Annotated in this window: 20 protein-coding genes; 13 read left to right on the plus strand and 7 right to left on the minus strand. The window is 66.0% G+C overall.

Going from position 1 to position 17942, the window contains the following annotated elements:
* Positions 1 to 44: 44 nt before the first annotated feature.
* From PAA8504_RS13820 to PAA8504_RS13830, 3 genes are read right to left on the minus strand one after another with little or no spacing between them, the layout of a single operon-like run.
* Positions 45 to 1439, minus strand: a complete 1395-nt coding sequence (locus PAA8504_RS13820; protein ID WP_108894779.1) for a sensor histidine kinase — start codon at positions 1437 to 1439, stop codon at positions 45 to 47.
* Positions 1440 to 1457: 18 nt separating this feature from the next.
* Complete coding sequence (locus tag PAA8504_RS13825) at positions 1458 to 2873, minus strand: dihydrolipoyl dehydrogenase family protein (protein WP_108894780.1); 1416 nt, start codon at positions 2871 to 2873, stop codon at positions 1458 to 1460.
* 3 nt (positions 2874 to 2876) lie between these two features.
* A complete protein-coding gene (locus PAA8504_RS13830; protein ID WP_108894781.1) occupies positions 2877 to 3608 on the minus strand; it encodes a TVP38/TMEM64 family protein in 732 nt (243 codons plus the stop codon).
* A 231-nt stretch (positions 3609 to 3839) separates the two neighbouring features.
* Here PAA8504_RS13830 and PAA8504_RS13835 point away from each other — a divergent pair, with 231 nt between their 5' ends.
* The 5 genes from PAA8504_RS13835 to PAA8504_RS13855 all read left to right on the plus strand — a co-directional run bounded on the left by PAA8504_RS13835 (position 3840) and on the right by PAA8504_RS13855 (position 5750).
* Complete coding sequence (locus tag PAA8504_RS13835; protein WP_108894782.1) at positions 3840 to 4328, plus strand: hypothetical protein; 489 nt, start codon at positions 3840 to 3842, stop codon at positions 4326 to 4328.
* A gap of 131 nt (positions 4329 to 4459) precedes the next feature.
* Positions 4460 to 4594: a 50S ribosomal protein L34 gene (gene rpmH, locus PAA8504_RS13840; protein WP_036181318.1), complete on the plus strand. Its 135-nt coding sequence runs from the start codon at positions 4460 to 4462 to the stop codon at positions 4592 to 4594.
* Positions 4595 to 4604: 10 nt separating this feature from the next.
* Entirely contained in the window at positions 4605 to 4982 is a 378-nt protein-coding gene (gene rnpA, locus PAA8504_RS13845) for a ribonuclease P protein component (RefSeq protein WP_108894783.1), read from the plus strand.
* Positions 4979 to 5206 (plus strand): membrane protein insertion efficiency factor YidD, encoded by a 228-nt coding sequence (gene yidD / locus PAA8504_RS13850; protein WP_108894784.1) that lies wholly within the window; start codon positions 4979 to 4981, stop codon positions 5204 to 5206. Before rnpA ends, yidD begins: the two co-directional genes overlap by 4 nt.
* Positions 5207 to 5537: 331 nt before the next feature.
* Positions 5538 to 5750, plus strand: coding sequence for a hypothetical protein (locus PAA8504_RS13855; RefSeq protein WP_108894785.1), 213 nt, complete (start codon positions 5538 to 5540; stop codon positions 5748 to 5750).
* 37 nt (positions 5751 to 5787) lie between these two features.
* Here PAA8504_RS13855 and PAA8504_RS13860 read toward each other — a convergent pair whose 3' ends face one another.
* The gene (locus PAA8504_RS13860; RefSeq protein WP_108894786.1) at positions 5788 to 6318 is read right to left on the minus strand and encodes a DUF1353 domain-containing protein; all 531 of its coding nucleotides are present in this window, start codon (positions 6316 to 6318) and stop codon (positions 5788 to 5790) included.
* 46 nt (positions 6319 to 6364) lie between these two features.
* Between PAA8504_RS13860 and ttcA the strand changes: the two genes are divergently transcribed.
* The 8 genes from ttcA (at position 6365) to PAA8504_RS13900 (ending at position 15152) form a co-directional block, all read left to right on the plus strand.
* Positions 6365 to 7210: a tRNA 2-thiocytidine(32) synthetase TtcA gene (gene ttcA, locus PAA8504_RS13865; RefSeq protein ID WP_108894787.1), complete on the plus strand. Its 846-nt coding sequence runs from the start codon at positions 6365 to 6367 to the stop codon at positions 7208 to 7210.
* Between the two features lie 72 nt (positions 7211 to 7282).
* Positions 7283 to 8497, plus strand: coding sequence for an EAL domain-containing protein (locus PAA8504_RS13870; RefSeq protein WP_108894788.1), 1215 nt, complete (start codon positions 7283 to 7285; stop codon positions 8495 to 8497).
* A 114-nt stretch (positions 8498 to 8611) separates the two neighbouring features.
* Positions 8612 to 10411 carry a membrane protein insertase YidC gene (gene yidC, locus PAA8504_RS13875; RefSeq protein WP_108894789.1) on the plus strand — a complete coding sequence of 600 codons (1800 nt, stop codon included), beginning with the start codon at positions 8612 to 8614 and terminating at the stop codon, positions 10409 to 10411.
* Entirely contained in the window at positions 10408 to 11145 is a 738-nt protein-coding gene (locus tag PAA8504_RS13880; protein ID WP_108894790.1) for an MOSC domain-containing protein, read from the plus strand. Before yidC ends, PAA8504_RS13880 begins: the two co-directional genes overlap by 4 nt.
* Before the next feature lie 3 nt (positions 11146 to 11148).
* Entirely contained in the window at positions 11149 to 11799 is a 651-nt protein-coding gene (gene yihA, locus PAA8504_RS13885) for a ribosome biogenesis GTP-binding protein YihA/YsxC (protein WP_108894791.1), read from the plus strand.
* 87 nt (positions 11800 to 11886) lie between these two features.
* Positions 11887 to 13728 (plus strand): c-type cytochrome, encoded by a 1842-nt coding sequence (locus PAA8504_RS13890; protein WP_108894792.1) that lies wholly within the window; start codon positions 11887 to 11889, stop codon positions 13726 to 13728.
* A gap of 57 nt (positions 13729 to 13785) precedes the next feature.
* The gene (argB, locus tag PAA8504_RS13895) at positions 13786 to 14649 is read left to right on the plus strand and encodes an acetylglutamate kinase (RefSeq protein WP_108894850.1); all 864 of its coding nucleotides are present in this window, start codon (positions 13786 to 13788) and stop codon (positions 14647 to 14649) included.
* A complete protein-coding gene (locus PAA8504_RS13900) occupies positions 14646 to 15152 on the plus strand; it encodes a SixA phosphatase family protein (protein WP_108894793.1) in 507 nt (168 codons plus the stop codon). The genes argB and PAA8504_RS13900 overlap by 4 nt, the downstream gene beginning before the upstream one ends.
* Here the strand turns inward: PAA8504_RS13900 and PAA8504_RS13905 are convergent.
* From PAA8504_RS13905 to PAA8504_RS13915, 3 genes are read right to left on the minus strand one after another with little or no spacing between them, the layout of a single operon-like run.
* Positions 15149 to 15784: an HhH-GDP family DNA glycosylase gene (locus tag PAA8504_RS13905; RefSeq protein ID WP_108894794.1), complete on the minus strand. Its 636-nt coding sequence runs from the start codon at positions 15782 to 15784 to the stop codon at positions 15149 to 15151. The genes PAA8504_RS13900 and PAA8504_RS13905 overlap by 4 nt on opposite strands.
* Positions 15785 to 15832: 48 nt before the next feature.
* Complete coding sequence (locus PAA8504_RS13910; protein WP_108894795.1) at positions 15833 to 16633, minus strand: amino acid ABC transporter ATP-binding protein; 801 nt, start codon at positions 16631 to 16633, stop codon at positions 15833 to 15835.
* 12 nt (positions 16634 to 16645) lie between these two features.
* On the minus strand, positions 16646 to 17938 hold the full coding sequence (locus PAA8504_RS13915; RefSeq protein WP_108894796.1) for an amino acid ABC transporter permease: 1293 nt from the start codon (positions 17936 to 17938) through the stop codon (positions 16646 to 16648).
* Positions 17939 to 17942 lie beyond the last annotated feature (4 nt).

Raw genomic sequence — 17942 nt, forward strand, 5'->3', positions numbered from 1 at the left:
CCGGCATCCGGGCGCGAAGATAGCCCCCGTGCCGCCACGGGCAACTACTCGGCCGCGTCCAGCCGGACGATGGTCTTCGGCAGGCGCATCTCGAAACACGTCCCCTCGGGGCCGGTATAGACCAGCGACAGCTCTCCGCCATGGCCGCGCACCAGATCCTGCGCGATGGTCAGACCCAACCCCGTGCCCCGTTTCGAGGCCGCCTGGAACGGCTGGAACAGGTGCTGGCGCGCGCGTTCGGGCAGGCCGGGGCCGGTATCGGTGACGCGGATGATCCAGTCGGCCTCGGTCTCGTCGGCCGAGACGCCGATTTCCCCGCCTTCGGTGCGACCGGCCATCGCCTGCCGCGCGTTGCGCACCAGATTGCCCAGCACGCGATAGAGCTGTTCGGGATCGGCACGCAGGGACATCCCCGTGGGCACGTCCTCGGCGAAGGAGATCTCGGCCTCCCCCGCCGCCAGCCGTTCGCCGTCCAGAACGTCGGCCACAAGGTCGGCCAGCATCACGCGGGTCAGCTGCGGCGGCGGCTCTTCGGCCTTGCCGAAGGCCAGCGTGGATTCGCAGATCGAGATCGCCCGGCTGATCGATCCCACCAGCTTGGGCGCCATGCGCGTGACACCCGGGTCCGACGATGCCTCGATCCGGTCGGCGAACAGCTGCGCGGTGGTCAGCACGTTGCGCAGGTCGTGGCTGATCTTGGCAACCGCGCCACCAAGCTGGGCCAGACGTTCCTTCTGGCGCAACGCCGAGGTCAGCTGCGTCTGCATGGTCTGAAGCGCCGTCTCGGCGGTACGCAGCTCCAGCACGCCGGCCGACGGCTCGATAATGCGGCGGGCGTCCTCGGGGGCGGCGGCATAGCTTTGCATCGCATCGACCACGCCGCGGATCGGGCGGACCAGGAACCGCCGCACCGCGAGGAACAGAAGGAACGCGGTCACGACCGAGATCACGGCCGACAGCAGCAGGATCCGCAGCCCGTAATCCACCATCGCGGCCCGCAGCGGGGCCGACGGCATCGTCACTTCGATCAGCTGACCGCCCTCGCGCACCGGGCGTCCGATGACCCGTATCACGTTCTCGCCGGTCGAGGTCAGCGTCGTCAGCGCGCCCCCGATCAGATCCAGCGCGGTGGGATCGCGCAGGTCGTAGGTTTCCGCGATCGGCCCCGGAATGGGCGAGGACAGCGCAAGTTGGCGCGCCTCGTCCCGGACCAGAACGACGTTATAGACCTCGGCATTCTCTAAGAGCTCGACCTCGAGCTCGGGCGAGATCATGTCGTCGGCCAGCAGCGCCAGCGACGCGATCTGCGCCCGCTCCAGCCGCGACAGCAGATAGTCCTGCTGGAATCGCGCGACCGAGGGGATGAAGATCATCACCTCGGCCAGCATCACGAAGCCCACGGTCAGGATCAGGAATCGTCCCGAAAGGGTGTTCAGCATGGGCGAGGTCCAAAGGGCTCAGGGCAAATACTTCTGTATCAGGCGAACCACCCGCTTCACATTATCGTTCCCGAACAGCAATGGCGAGAAATACGCACCGGCCGCGCGCTTGTTGATTTCCGACAGCGTTGGATAAGGCAACACGGTGTTCGAGATCGCCCGCATCTTCAGTCCGTTGGCGATGGCCAGCGACCACATGGAGATCAACTCGCCCGCCTCGGCGCCCACTATGGTCGCCCCCACCGGCTTGCCCTTCACGACCGAGACCTTGACGAACCCGTCGGTCTTGCCGGTCGCGACGGCGCGGTCGTTCTCGTCATAACGGAAGCGCACGACCGTGACCTTGTCGCCGTGCTTTTTCTTCGCCTGCTCCTCGGTGAGGCCCACATGGGCCAGTTCCGGATCGGTATAGGTGCACCAGGGAATGTGGTTTTGCTTCGCTTTCGACGGCAGGCCGAACATGATCTGGGGGATCACGACGCCCGCGTGATAGCCTGCAACATGCGTGAATTGCAGCCGCCCCGCCGCGTCGCCCACCGCAAAGACGCGCTTGTTCGTGGTGGACCGCAGGCGGTCGTCGACCTTGATGCCACGGTCATGGGCAACCCCCGCGCGGTCGAGGTCCAGCTTGTCCACATTCACGCGCCGCCCCACGGCTACAAGAAGATGCGAACCGGTGTGGCTACCTCCCGGCGTTTCGACCGTGATGCCCTCGGGACCATTTGTCACACGGTTGGCCTGCTGGCCTTCGACCAGCACAACGCCTTCTTCTTGCATCCGCGCCTTGACCAGCGCGGCCGCCTCGGGGTCGTCCTTGCCCAGCGCTGTGCCACCCTCGATCACCGTGACCTCGCAGCCCAGCCGCCGGTGGGCCTGGGCCATCTCCATCCCGATATTGCCGCCGCCGATGATCAGCAGATGGCGCGGCTTTTCGCGCAGGTCGAAGATCGTCTCGTTGGTGTGATACGTGACTTGGTCCAGCCCCTCGATGGGCGGGACAAGCGGGGCCGATCCGGTGGCGATCACGATGCGCCGGGCCGTGACCTCGTGCTCGTCGGTGACGACCGTCTTCTCGTCCTTGAACCGGGCAAAGGCGCGCAGGACGCGGACGCCGAACCCCTCGAACCGCTCCTGGCTGTCGACGGGGGCGATGGTCTCGATCACGCGGCCGATATGGTCCTTGGCGGCGGCGTAATCGACCTGCGGCTGGACCGCCGCCACGCCGAACGCGCCGGGATGGCCCATGCCATAGGCCTTCGCGGCGCTCGCGATCAGCGCCTTCGAGGGAACGCAGCCGTAGTTCAGGCAATCGCCGCCCATCTTGCCGCCCTCGATCAGGACGACATTCGCCCCCATCTGAGCGGCCCCCGCCGCCACGGACAGGCCGCCTGAACCGGCGCCGATGATGCAGACGTCACACTTGATCTTTTCCATGGGTCAGACTCCCTTCTTGCCGCGCACGGCCTTCAGAACGATGGGCAGCGCGGCCAGAACGCACAGCCCCAGGATCGGCAGCAGGATCTGCGGCGCGAAGATGATCGACAGGTCCGGCGTCTCGCCCCGGGCGAAGACCTCGCCCAGCCCCGCGCCGACGGAAGTGAAGACCAGCGTTCCGGGCATGATGCCCAGGAAGGTCGTCACCGCGAAAGCGTAAAGCGGCACGCCAACGAAGGCCGGGACCAGGTTCGCCACGAAGAACGGCACCGCGGGCACCAGCCGGATCAGGAACAGCATGGACCACCGGTTCTCGTCGATGCCCTGCTTGATGCGTTTGACCATCCCGTCCGAGGCGCTCATCCGCGCCGCCAACCGGTTGCCCAGACCCCATTTCGCCGCCAGAAAGATGCCCACCGCCCCCAGCGTGGCGCCAGTCACGTTATAGACGACCCCCGGAAAGGTCGCGAACAGGAACCCGCCCGTCAGCGTCGCCAGAAGCGCCCCGGGCAGCGAGAACGCGACGATCGCGGTATAGACCCCGATGAACGCCACCACGGCCAGCAGGTAATTCGCATCGCGGAAAGCCAGCAGACGCTCGCGGTTCCGGGCCAGCGTCTCGAAGGTCAGGGTGTCGCGCAGGGCAAAGGCGCCGATCAGGGCCACGACCGCGATGGCGATCAGCGGCAGGCGCCTGAGCCACGGGTTGGGGCGCGCGGTCGTTGTGTCCGGCATGGAGGCCTCCGGGGGGTTGGGGCGGTCAATCCCGGCGCAAGGTGGCTGGTTCCCCCCGCAAGGCGAGCCGCCTCACGCGCGATTGACGGCGGCGGCGTATTTTCGGGGATTCTGTAACGAAGCGGCCCCTGGCGGCGTCCCGCCTGTAACGAAAACGGCCGCGACACGCGCCGTTGCCCGGCCCCGGCTTGAAGATTATGCTGTCTCTGTTCGCTCGTGGCCGAGGTTTCCATGCTCCGCCTGATCCTGCCGATTGCTCTGCTTGGGGCTCTGCCTGTCGCGGCCCAGGTCCAGGCCCCACGCCCGGTCGAGGGTCCCTGCATCGCCGATGGCAGCCCGCAGAACTGCGTAAAAAACCTTGCCTGTATCGGGACTCAAGGCCGCTGGTTCGCGGGGCGCGCCATCGGGTGGAACGAGGGGCAATTGCTGGGTCGAAACAGCGACGGGGTGTCCTGCCGCGGCGAATGGCGGATCGACCGAAACGGGCTGGGCCGGTCCGAGCTGACCTGCAAGGACGGCACGACCGCCAGCGTGACCGCAGATTATCAGGACTACGAGACCGGGACCGCGATCGGCCGCGGCACCACCAGCGCGGGCGAAAGGGTCATCAGCTATTCCGGCGCGCACGTGGTCGAGTTCCTGCGCGAGGACGGCGTGCCGGTCCTGCCCTGCGGCGCAGACGGAATCGAGCTGGACGGGGACGGCGTTCCGATCAGCTGAAGCGCCGTTCGGGGTGTTGACATGACCCGGCGTCTTCCGTATCGGGCGGGTCTTATTCACACACCTGCGTCCGATGCGGGCCCCCTTCGGGGTCCCCGGATGCCCCAGACCGCGACCTACGGGAGAGACCGATGAAGCGCACGTTCCAACCCTCGAACCTCGTTCGCAAGCGCCGCCACGGCTTCCGCGCCCGCATGGCCACCAAGGCCGGCCGCAAGATCCTGAACGCCCGCCGCGCGCAGGGCCGGAAGAAGCTGTCCGCCTGATCTGCCCGAGATGGCGAATGACACGCCCGCCGCGCCTGCGCCCGGCGGGATTTTGCCGTTGGAGCGTCTGAAGACTCGCGCCGATTTCCTGCGCGCGGCCCGGGCCCGTGTGCAACGGATGCCCGCCTTCATGCTACAGGCCCGCGATCGCGATGACCCCGATGGCCCCGTCCGCGTCGGCTTCACTTGTTCCAAGAAGGTCGGCAACGCGGTCGCCCGCAACCGTGCCAAGCGCCGCCTGCGCGAGATCGCGCGCCTGGACCTGCCAGCCCACGCGCGCCCCGGCTGGGACTACGTGCTGATCGGCCGGCGCGATGCGACCGCGAACCACGACTTTCTTGAACTCCGCGCCGATCTCATCCGGGCGCTAAGGCGCATTCACGGATGAGCCTCGCGGCGCAGATCCTGGCGCTGCCGGTCCGCGCCTATCGCCTGATCTTCTCGCCATGGGTCGGGTTCAACTGCCGTTATCACCCCACATGCTCGGCCTACGCGCTGGAAGCGCTTGCGACCCACGGCGCGATTCGGGGCAGCTGGCTGAGCCTGCGCCGGATTGCCCGGTGCCATCCTTGGGGCGGGTCGGGCATCGACAACGTGCCACCCAAACCCTGACCTGCGCGTCCCACGGGCCACAAATCGCCCGTAAGCCGAAAAAACACGGATCCGTGAGCGTGAAACCGTGCTACGGTTCCGACAGCCACGATTCGTTCAGCACAAAGGGGGCGCTTATGGTCAGTTTGCATCGTCGTTCGCCCCAGTGTCGTGGCTGGATGGGATATCTTCTGTCTCGTCTAGGCTGACCCCGTCGCCTTAGGGCGAAACCCCACCGAACCCGTTCGCGAATTTCTCCCGACGCCAGAATTGCGTCCGGTGCAAAGCCGTGCGTGGGCCCCTTTCATCTTGAACCCCACGAAAGGCGGCCCGTCGCACGGGCCGGACCCCCATGATCCAGACTCTGCCCACCCCGACCCATCCGATCGACGCCCTGATCCGCGAGCATGGCGCCCTGCCCGTCCTGCGCCGGGCGCTGCGCGCCCTGATCCTGCGGCGCGCCGCAAGACCCGGCTCGGCCGATCATCTCACGCCGTATCTGCGGAAGGATATCGGCCTGCCGCCTGCGAACACCCGGGCCGATCCGTGGGAGTTCATGCGGTAGCCGCGGGCGCCCGGTCCATCGTGGGCCGGGCGCCGGGTCAGGACGTCGGCACCACCAGCGGCGTGTCGTAGACGCGGGCATCAAGGTCCGCGAAGATCGGATCGTTCCGCCCGATATAGGCGCCGCGCCCGAACAGCCGCACCGCCCCATAGATCGCGTTGCGCCTGATCGGCCCGATCCCGGCTGCACGCATCGCCGCCAGCATCAGCCGGTCGGCGAAGGCCCGATCGGCCTCGTCCGGCGCACGATCCACCACCTGCCACGCGACATACAGCCAGTCATGCACGATGGCCGCCTCCAGCCACGGGCCGACGCGGCCGACATACCACCGCAGAATCGCCGGAACCGAGGTCAGGTCGGTGATCAGCCCCCGCGGCACGGTCAGAAGCCGCCGCTCTCCGTCGATCTCGACGAGGATGTCGTAATCGTGCTGCAGGACATAATCGCCATCCTCACCCAGCCGCCCCAGCAGCCGCGCGGGCGGACGGATCAGCGACAGCGGGCTGATATAGCTGACCGCGCCGATTTGGCCGGCCCCCTGGGGATAAGGCGAGATGATGGTGCGCATGCGATCCCTCCTTTGCAGGGGCGAGGATATCGCATAATCGGCTCATATGCTTGACGAGACCGACGAAATCCATCCGCTGTTCCACGGCGCGCCCCGCACGACCGAATTCCGCAAGCTTCGCAAGCGGATCGTGCGCCAGACCCGCGAGGCGATCGAGGCCTTCGGGATGCTGGCCGATGCCGAAGTCACGCGGCCGAAATGGCTGGTCTGCCTTTCGGGCGGCAAGGACAGCTATACCCTGCTGGCCGTCCTGACCGAGCTTCAGTGGCGCGGGCTCTTGCCCGTCGACATCCTGGCCTGCAATCTGGATCAGGGGCAGCCGGGCTTTCCCGCGACGGTCCTGCCGGAGTTTCTGGAGCGGATGGGCGTGCCGCACCGAATCGAATACGCCGACACCTATTCCATCGTCATGGACAAGATCCCGCAGGGGCGGACCTTCTGCGCCCTGTGCTCGCGGCTTCGGCGCGGCAACCTTTACCGCATCGCGCGCGAGGAAGGCTGTTCGGCCGTCGTTCTGGGCCACCACCGCGACGACATCCTCGAGACGTTCTTCATGAACCTCTTCCACGGCGGACGCCTGGCCACCATGCCGCCCAAGCTGCTGAACGAGGACGGCGATCTGTTCGTGCTGCGCCCGCTGGCCCACGTGGCCGAAGCCGATTGCGAGGCGTTCTCGCGCGCGATGGGTTATCCGATCATCCCCTGCGACCTCTGCGGCAGCCAGGACGGGCTGCAACGCCAGCAGGTCAAGCAGATCCTCGACGGGTGGGAGAAGAACAGCCCCGGCCGCCGGCAGGTGATGTTCCGCGCGCTGACGAATGCGCGCCCCTCGCATCTTCTGGACCCGGCGCTGTTCGATTTCGCCGGCCTGGTGCGCGACGCGGACAGCTAAACTTGTTCCTTTAACGTTCCGATTACTTCTGCCGCCTAGGATGCCATCCATGGGATTACCGGGGGTATCGTCATGCATGGGCTGTGGGGCGCGCAGTTTGCCGGTCGGGCGGGAATCGTCGCTGCCCTTGCGCTTGTGGGATGGTCGGCCCCGGCCTTCATGACGCTGGCGGCGCCGTTGGCGGTCCTTCTGGCCCTCAGATGGCGGCGGACACCCGATCGGGACGCGGCCCGCGCGCATCTGGTCGACCTGTTGTCGAACCGTACCGAAGCCGCGCTTGCCCTGATCGAGGGGCCGAAAGCGGTTCCGCCGGCCCGGATCCATCACCAGCTGGACCAGACCCGCGAACCCGACGAAACGGTGATCCGGATCGGGGCGAGGGTCGCGATATTGAAGGAACAGCCCGGCGCCGACGCCGCCCTGGCCCGGCGGGCCTGCGTCTGGCAGGCGTCGTTGACCGCGCCGGGGGGCTGTGCGCGGATCGGCGTCGTACGTGTCCATCCGCAACTTTGGCCCGAGGATCACATCACCCGGGCCGAGGCGGCCCTGTTGCGCGCGGGCGGATCGCAGGACGAGTCGCTGGTCCTCGACCTCGACCGGCCGATGCCGACCGTGGCGGGCCCCAAACGCAAGCCGAAAGCGACGTTCCACCGCTTCGCCCGCCCTATCATCCGTGCCTCCGACCGCGGGCTTCATATGGTCGAGCCGATCTGCGGCCTGCCACCAAACGCCACCGCGAAGGACCGTCAACGTCTTGTTCTCGATCAGATCGACGCCGGCGCGGCCATCGTGGCGGGGCTGGGACAACCGGAGGTCGGCGTCGCGATCCGGCTCGACCCGGACCTCTCCCGGGATCCTGACCTTCCCCGGGCATTGTCCTTCGCGCTGGACACCGCGGAACTGCCCGCCTCGCGCCTGACCCTTCACGTGTCGGGCGACACGCCCATGCACGCGATCGAGGCGTTGGAGCGGACCGGGTGCCGCATCTGCGTCGCCGCGATCGATACCAAGCTCATCGGCCCCCACGATATCTGGCTGCCCGGTGAACTGACGCTGGGGATCGCGCGCGACGCGGGACGGCACGACCTGGTGTCGGACATCGTGGCCCGGGCGAATATCCGCGGAATCGAGGTGCTGGCCGTCGATCTGTCCGACGCCGCGGATGCCGACATCCTGTCGGGTATGGGGTGCGACACGCTTTCGGGCGGCGCGGTGGCCTCGATCATGGAAGAACGCGCCCTGGTCAATCTGTCGACCGCGCCGCGGCGTGCCTCGCACGCGGGCTGACGACCGGCCAAGGGTTGACAGCCCCGTGCGCCGGGCCGGAAACGGCTTGACTGTCGGGGGTCCCGCCTGTTGAACACGCGCTGACTTATCGGGGCCGAAAGGGGCGCGCCAGTTATGGACGAGCAGAATAGAAACCTGATCCTCGCGACGGTCCTGAGCTTCCTCGTGATCCTGGGGTGGATGTTCTTCTTCCCGCCTGCGGAATCGACGATGACCGACGATCAGGTCACCGACGCAAGCGCACCTGCCGATCCCGCCGCGGCCCCCGCGCCGCCAGCTTCGGGCGATGCCGCCTCGCTTTCCGGGCCCGAGGCCGTCAGCGCCGATGCCCCGCGCCTGGCTATCGATACGCCGTCGTTGTCGGGGTCGATCGCACTGACCGGCGGACGCATCGACGAACTTTCGCTGAAAAATTACCATGTCGAAGTCGACGAAAGCTCTCCCCTGGTCGAGCTTCTGAACCCGGTCGCCAGCGATACGCCGTACTATGCCCTGTTCGGCTGGGCCCCCGGCGGCGACCTGGCCTATGAGGACGTGCCCGGCGCATCGACCCCGTGGGAGATCGAGGAGGGAGAGACCCTGACCCCCGACTCGCCCGTCACCCTGTCCTGGGACAACGGCAACGGCCTGATCTTCCGCCGCACGATCTCGATCGACGAGGATTACATGTTCACCGTCGACCAGACGGTCGAGAACACCACCGACGGCACCGTCCGCCTGGCCCCCTACGGCACCGTCGCACGACACGGCGACCTGGACCTGACGGGGTTCTTCATCCTGCACGAGGGCGTCGTGCGCATGTCCGACAGCGAACTGCAGGAGCTTGATTACGACGACCTGCCTGACCTCGACCAGATCGCCCGCGAAGGCGCGCCCGCCGATGTCATCGAGGTGATCGAGAACGGCTGGATCGGATTCACCGACAAGTACTGGATGACCACGCTGATCCCGACGCCCGGGACCGCCTTCACCAGCGTCGCCAAGTTCGTCCCCGATGGCGAGATCTACCAGACCGAAGCGCGCCTGCCGACGCAGGAAGTCGCACCGGGTGAAACCTCCGGCACCTCCTTGCGCCTTTTTGCCGGCGCGAAGGAGTGGGAGACGATTCTCGACTATCAGCAGCAGGGCATCGAGCGCTTTACCGACTCGATCGACTGGGGCTGGTTCTTCTTCCTGACCAAGCCGATCTTCGTCGTGCTGCACTGGCTGAACGGTGTGATCGGCAACATGGGCTGGGCGATCATCGTCCTGACCCTGGGCATCAAGGCTCTGCTGTTCCCGCTGGCCTACAAGTCCTACGTCTCGATGGCGAAGATGAAGGAACTCCAGCCCGAGATGGAAAAGCTGAAGGAAAAGGCGGGCGACGACCGCCAGAAGCTTCAGCAGGGCATGATGGAGCTCTACAAGAAGAACAAGGTGAACCCCGCCGCGGGCTGCCTGCCGATCCTGATGCAAATCCCGATCTTCTTCTCGCTCTACAAGGTGATCTTCGTCACGCTCGAACTGCGCCACGCGCCTTGGCTCTTGTGGATCGATGATCTCAGCGCGCCCGATCCGACATCGATCCTGAACCTGTTCGGACTGCTGCCCTACGCGCCGCCCGATCCGACCTCTATTTTCGCGATCCTCAGCCTTGGCGTGCTGCCGATCCTGCTGGGCATCTCGATGTGGTTGCAGCAGAAACTGAACCCGGCCCCCGCGGACGCGACGCAGGCGATGATCTTCGCATGGATGCCCTGGGTGTTCATGTTCATGCTGGGCAGCTTCGCCAGCGGACTGGTCCTGTACTGGATCGCGAACAATACCATCACCTTCACGCAGCAATACCTGATCATGCGCAGCCAAGGGTACAAACCAGACGTTCTGGGCAACATCTTCCGGTCGTTCCGTCGGCAAAAATCGGACGCGAAATGAAGGTCACGGCGCTCTGGCGTCACCCGATCAAGGGGATCGGGCGCGAGCGTTTGGACAGCGTCGCGTTGACCGCCGGGCGCCCCCTGCCCAGCGATCGCGCCTGGGCCGTGCGCCATGACGGCGCTGCCGAAGGGGAGGGCTGGCAGCCGCGGGGCAATTTCGTCGTCGTCGCCTCCGGCCCCGGTCTGGCCGCGGTCGAGGCGGAAAGCGATGGCGACACGGTCACGCTCCGCCACCCCGAGCTGCCGACCGCGCGTTTCACCTTGCCGAAAGACGGCCACAGTGTGCTGGACTGGGTGCGCCCGATATGGCCCGAAGCGCGCCCCGCCCCTGCCGATATGGTCCGCGCCCCCGAAACGATCGGAATGGCCGACAATGGCCATGCCAGCCTGTCGATCCTGACGGAAGCATCGCTGTCCGCCCTCTCGGACGCGGCTGGACAGTCGCTGGATCCGGGGCGGTTTAGGGGCAACGTCCTTCTTTCGGGGTCCGAGCCGTGGGCGGAATTCGACTGGATCGGCAAGCGCCTGCGGTTGGGCGACGCGGTGCTCGAGGTGTTCGACCGCATCGAACGTTGCCGCGCGACTGAGGCGAATCCCGAAACCGGCACGCGCGACGTCAACACCCTGGCGCTTCTGCGCGACACCTTCGGCCACCGCGATTTCGGCGTCTATGCCCGCGTGATCGAGGGTGGATCCGTCGCCACGGGCGACGCCGCCCGGCTGGAGGGTTGAGCCATGGCCGGCACCCTGCCCTTCCCCGAAGCCGAACCCACGCCCGAGCAGATCGAGGCTGGCCGCCTTCTGTTCCGGCGCGAGACGCAGTTCCTGAAGGGCGTCGTCGCCATGGACGGCCTGCCCCCCGATGACCGGATCGAGATCTGCTTTGCCGGGCGGTCCAATGTCGGCAAGTCCAGCCTGATCAACGCCCTGACCGACCGCAAGGGACTGGCTCGTGCGTCGAATACGCCCGGCCGGACGCAGGAGGTGAATTTTTTCACGCTCGAACATCTCTATCTGGTCGACCTTCCCGGCTATGGCTTCGCCAACGCGCCGGTGAAGGTGGTCGAGCAGTGGCAGGCCCTGATGCGCGCCTACCTTGGCGGGCGGGCCAATCTGCGCCGGGCGTTCCTGCTGATCGACCATCGCCACGGCCCCAAACCCGTGGATGACGAGATCATGTGCCTTCTGGACAAGGCCGCGGTGCCGTTCCAGGCCGTGCTGACCAAGGCTGACAAGGTGAAGGCCGCCGACCGCGACAGGACTCGCGACAAGCTGCGGGAAACGCTGTCGAAACACCCTGCCGCCTTCCCCGAGATCGTCATCACCTCGTCGGAGACGGGCGCCGGAATTGATACCTTGCGCGGGGTGATCGCCGGGTTGAACTGACGCAGGGGCATATCCTTTCCCTTGCCTTCCCTGCATGCGCCTTATCATTCCCCTCATCTGCCAAGTGCCACGACCGGGGAGTGCGCAATGAAGATCTTTGGGTATAGTCTGAAAAGCCTGATCCCTGGCTTCGTGGCAACCGTCGCGTTGGCGGCCGTAGGCGGGGTCGTCGTCCTCGGCTTCGTACTTGCCGGTGCGATCAGTGTCGCGGCGACATGGCCTGACCCGAAGATTCTCTATTACACGCTGCATACGACCTTCAAGAACTCGGTCTGGTGGCGCGCCGCGGAAGACGTTCCCGGCGACCTGGACGATGAAGGCCGCATTGCCTTGGGCGCCCAGCATTATGCCAACGCCTGCGCAAAATGCCATGGCGGTCCGGGACTGGGGCAGAACCCGCAGGCCCTTGCGATGCGACCGCGCCCGCAGCACCTGCCGGCCGTGGTCGACCAGTTCTCGGACGGGGAACTTCATTACATCCTGAACTCGGGCGTGCGCATGTCCGCGATGCCCGCCTGGCCGACATATGGTCGCGAGGACGAGATTTGGAACGTCGTCGCCTTCATCCGCCAACTGCCCGAGATGACGGCCGAAGAGTATACCGGCCTTCTTCAGGACCGTACCTTGGCCGCCACGCCGGAGATTCCCTATGGCGAGCGCGGCCCGGTAATCGACAACGGCATCGACGACGCCCCCGGACAAGAACGCTGGCCCCGCGAGGAATATGGCTATTTCGCCCCCTCGACCGAGTGGCGCGACTTCGCGATTCAGGGCGACGTGGTCCAGCGCTGCGCCGCCTGCCATGGCGCCGACGGATCGGGCGAGGCGACGAACGGCCGAGCGCCGAACCTGACCGTGTTGTCGTCGGACTATATCACCGACGCGCTGACGGATTACGCCAGCGGCGCGCGCCGGTCCGGCATCATGCAGATCGTCGCCACCAACCTGTCCACCGAACAGCGCGTGCGGCTTGGCGAATATTACGACAGCCTGCCCGATGTCCGGGCTCCCGGCACGGTCGACGGCGACATCGCACTGGGGCGCGAGATCGCGACGACCGGCAAGGTTCTGGCGGCGGTACCGGCCTGCGTGACGTGTCACAACAATGACGAGGTCGGGTCCGGCCCGGTCGCCAGCCTGGACGTGCCGAACCTGGCGGGGCAATCGCCGATATATATCCGTCAGCAGCTCGAGCTGTTCGCCGCCGGGCAGCGGCAAGGCGGTGCGCCTTGGACGCCGATGACCTATATCGCGTCGAACCTGTCCACAGACGAGATGGACGCCGTGGCCTCTTATTTCGCCGCCGAGGAACCCGGCCAAGTGATCGAAGCGCAGGACCGGCTGGCCGACGCCAATATCGAGGCCGGACTCGACGTGGTCGAACGGGTCTGTGACGAGTGTCACACGGTCGCCGGGCTGGGCAGCCAGTCGGGCGACGTGCCGAACCTGACGATGCAGGGGCCGGACTATATCCACCAGCAGCTGGTCAAGTTCCGCGAGGACATTCGCCCCAACAGCCAGATGGGGCAGACCGCCAAGCAGCTTAGCATGGAAGAACTGTCGAACGCCGCGGCTTATTTCGGCAATTTGCCCGCCACGGGTGTCGGGCGAGACATCGACGCGGAACTCGCGGCCGCGGGGTCGGACATCGCGCAATACGGGATCGAGGATCAGAACGTCCCCGCCTGCCTGACGTGCCACGGTCCCAACCCGACCGAGGAGATCAGCATCCTGCCCCGCCTGCATGGTCAGAACTACGTCTATCTGAACGAGCGTCTGGACCAGTTCGCGGGCGATTCGGGGAACGATCTATATGCGCTCAGCCCCATGCACCGCATCGCCACCCGCATGACCGGCGAGCAGCGCGAAGCCGTGGCCGCGTGGTTCTCGGTTCAGGAGCCTCTGGTGAAGGACGTTTCGGCACGTTAAGCACGACGGACGGTGCGGGGGACGGCCCCCGTGCCCCCCTTTGCGACCGAAGGCTTCATGACCGAGACCGCCCAAGAAGACTGGCCCGCCACCGCCCATACGCTCAGCCAGGCCCTGCCGTTCTTCCAGCGCTATGCCGGTGCGACCGTCGTCATCAAGCTGGGCGGGCACGCCATGGGCTCGGACGAGGCGATGCGCAGTTTCGCCCGCGATGTCGTACTGATGAGCCACGTCGGCGTGAACCCCGTCATCGTCCACGGCGGCGGCCCGATGATCAACGCCATGCTGAAGGCACAGGGGGTCGAAAGCGAGTTCGTCGGCGGCAAGCGCGTGACCGACGCCGCGACCATCGAGGTGGTCGAGATGGTGCTGTCCGGTCTTGTCGGCAAACGCATCGTCCAGGCGATCCAGGCCGAGGGCGGCACGGCTGTCGGCATCTCGGGCAAGGACGCGCGGCTGATGGTGTGCGAGCAGACCGACGCGCGGCTGGGCTTCGTCGGCACCCCGGTCGAAATGAACCCCGCCTTCCTGGAGCGGCTGAAAGACAGCAAGACAATCCCGGTGATCGCCCCCATCGGCATGGGCCGCAATGGCGAGACCTTCAATGTCAACGGGGACACCGCCGCGGGGGCCATCGCCGCGGCGCTGACGGCCGATCGCCTGCTTCTGCTGACGGATGTTCCCGGCGTGAAAGGCGCGGATGGCGAGGTCATCAGCGAGATCACCCCCGAAGCGATCCGCGAGCTGACCGATAGCGGCGTCATCGCGGGCGGGATGATTCCCAAGACCGAGACGGCCCTGTCGGCGATGGAAGGCGGTGTGCGCGCCGCAGTCATTCTCGATGGTCGCGTCCCCCACGCCTGCCTTCTGGAGCTCTACACCATGGGCGGCGCGGGCACGCTGATCCGGGGCAAGCGGTGACGCTGCGGCTGATCCTGACGCGGCACGCCAAATCCTCGTGGGGCGATCCCGAACAGCCGGATCATGCCCGCCCGCTGAACGATCGGGGCCGCCGATCGGCTGACCGGATAGGCCGGTGGCTGGCGGAAAATGGCCACGCGCCGAAGGTGGCGTGCCTGTCCACCGCCCTGCGTGCCGTTGAGACATGGGAGGGGATCGCGCCGCGCCTGGGGGGCAAGGTGGACGAAGTATGGGACAAGGCGCTGTACCATTCCTCGCCTGAGACGATGCTGTCGGTTCTGGGGCATCAGGCGCCGGAGACCGTGATCCTGATCGCCCATAACCCGGGCATGGGATCCCTGGCGCAGCTTCTGGCGGAGGACCCGCCGCAGCGGGCCGAGTTCGATTATTTCCCCACCTGCGCCACGCTGATTCTGGATTTCGACGCCGAAAGCTGGGCCGGGATCGAACCTCTGGGCGGGCGGGTCGTGGATTTCATCGTGCCGCGCGACCTGACCGACTAGGTCGCGTCCTCGACTGAGGGGGCGGGACCATCCAGCGCGGCGCGGGTCAGTGCCGCCGCAAGCCGGGTAAACCGCTCGCGCGAGCCGGCCATCGACGCAAGCGCCCCGTGATCGGTCGTCAGACCCAGGGCCTCGGCTTCCTTCGCCGCGGGGCCGTCCAAGCGGGGATAGAATACATCCCAGACGATCTGCGCCTCGCGCGCATAGATATTCGCACCGACCTTCCCCACCCCCTTGGCCTGCTGCAACCGGTCCAGGACGGTGTCGGGATCGGGGTCCAGCATGCCGCGGATGTCACCGTCATAGCGGTCAAGGGCCATCTTCGCAGTCTCCTGAATATAGCCGGCGGTGGATTCGTCGTATCGCGCATACCCGTTCTCGTTCAGGCAGCGCACGACGTCCCAGTATTCGGCGCCCGCAAGCCGGTCCGGATCGAGGAAACCCTGATCGTTCAGCGCCCGGCCCGCCTGTTCTGCCAGCCCCGACGAGATGCGCGACGCCAGAAGCGTGCAGCCGACCAGCCAGCCGAAGTAATCCTTCGCACTGTCGCGGGTCAGGTCGAGGCCCATCCCCTCGGAAAACAGCGTCCCCTGTCCGGCGATCAGGCGGTCGACGATATCCTGCTGGCTCATGACGCCCCTCCTATTCAGAGGGGACAACACATGGCCGCGGGGATGGGTTCAGTGGCCGAGGATCTGGCTGAGGAACAGCTTGGTGCGGTCGCTTTTCGGGTTCTGGAAGAACTCCTCGGGCTCGTTCTGTTCGACGATCTGGCCCTGGTCCATGAAGATCACGCGGTTCGCGACCTGACGGGCAAAGCCCATCTCGTGCGTCACGCACAGCATGGTCATGCCTTCCTCGGCCAGCTCGATCATGGTGTCGAGAACTTCCTTGATCATCTCGGGGTCCAGCGCCGATGTCGGTTCGTCGAACAGCATGATCTTGGGGCGCATGCACAGGGACCGCGCGATGGCGACACGCTGCTGCTGGCCGCCCGACAACTGACCGGGATACTTGTTGGCCTGATCGGGGATCTTCACCTTGGTGAGGAAGTGCATCGCGTCTTCCTCGGCCTCTTTCTTGGGGGTCTTGCGGACCCAGATCGGGGCGAGGGTGCAGTTTTCCAGAATCGTCAGGTGCGGGAACAGATTGAAGTGCTGGAAGCACATCCCGACCTCGGACCGGATCTTGTCGATCTGTTTCAAATCCGAGGACAGGCGCGTGCCGTCGACCTCGATCACGCCCTTCTGGTGTTCCTCCAGCGCGTTGATACAGCGGATCAGCGTCGACTTGCCCGAACCCGAAGGGCCGCAGATCACGATGCGCTCGCCCTTGTAGACCGTCAGGTCGATGTCGCGCAGCACGTGGAAGGCGCCGAACCACTTGTTCATGTTCTCGATCCGGACGGCGACCTCATCCGAGACCTTCATCTGGCTGCGATCGACCTTGGGCTGGTCGGCGACGGTGTTTGTCGTGTCCATGGGGGGCGCTCCTTACCGGTGGTCCGTGGCAAGCTTGCGCTCGAGCCACTGGGAATATTGCGAAATGCCGTAGCAGGTGACGAAGAACAGGAGGGCTGCGAAGCCGTAAAGCTCCCAATAGACGCCGTTCCAGTCAGTCGAGGCCAGGATCGGACCGCGGATCATGCCCACCACGTCGAACATAGAGATGATCGAGACCAGCGTGGTGTCCTTGAACAGGCCCACCGCGACGTTGACGATGCCGGGGATCGAGATCTTCAGCGCCTGTGGCAGGATGATCAGCCGCATCGCCTGCGCGTAGTCGAGGCCAAGACTGTCGGCGGCCTCGTACTGGCCGCGCGGCAGGGCCGCCAGCCCGCCCCGGATCACCTCGGCGATATAGGCCGAGGCGAACATGGTGATCATGATGATGACGCGCAGGATCAGGTCGAAGGTCGTCCCCGGCGGCAGGAAGTAGGCTAGCACCACGTTCGCCACGAACAGAAGCGTGATGAGGGGAACGCCGCGGATGAATTCGATGAAGGTTATGCAGATGATCTTGATGATCGGCAGGCGCGACTGGCGACCAAGGGCCAGCAGGATCCCGAAGGGCAGCGATAGCGAGACGCAGACCGTGCCCAGGATCATGTTCAGCATGAAGCCGCCCATGTCGCGGCTTTCCACAGGCATCAACGCGGCCACACCCGACAGTTCCTCGGCGACGAAGCCGCCCAGATACCACACGATCACCGCCGCCACGACGCCTGCCAGAAGCGACAATGCAAAGCCGCGATTGATCGTGGCGCGATACGCGACATAGCCGGCGGCGACCCCCAGCAGGCCAACGATCGGCGTGACGATGGTGCCGCCCCACAGCAGCCAGTAGGCCACAAAGGGGTAAAGCAGGGTCAGGATCAGGGACTTGCTGGGCAGGTCGGGAAACAGAACCGGGGCCACGCAGACGAACAGCAGCAGAAATGCCAGCGCGGGGCGCCAGTATTCCGTGCTGGGGTAGGAGAACCCGAACAGAAGCTGGTTCCAGCGTTCTGTCAGGACGGCAAAGCAACCGCCTGCCCCCTCGACCAGCTCGCGGCATTCGCGGATGGACGAGGCCGTCCAGTTGCCCCCCAGAAGCCAGGGCAGGACCCCCGACAGGATCTGGTAGAGCACGAACAGCGACAGAAGCGTCAGGATCGCATAGGGGATCGACGAGAAAAGGTTCTCGCGCAGCCACTTGACCACTCCGGTCTCGCTGACCGGGGGGGTCTGCTGCTCGACGAAGCTTTCGCGGACGTAGGCGACGGATTGGGCGTGGGTATCGCTCATGGGA

It is taken from the genome of Palleronia abyssalis, assembly GCF_900302445.1.
GTDB classification, from domain to species: Bacteria; Pseudomonadota; Alphaproteobacteria; order Rhodobacterales; family Rhodobacteraceae; genus Palleronia; species Palleronia abyssalis.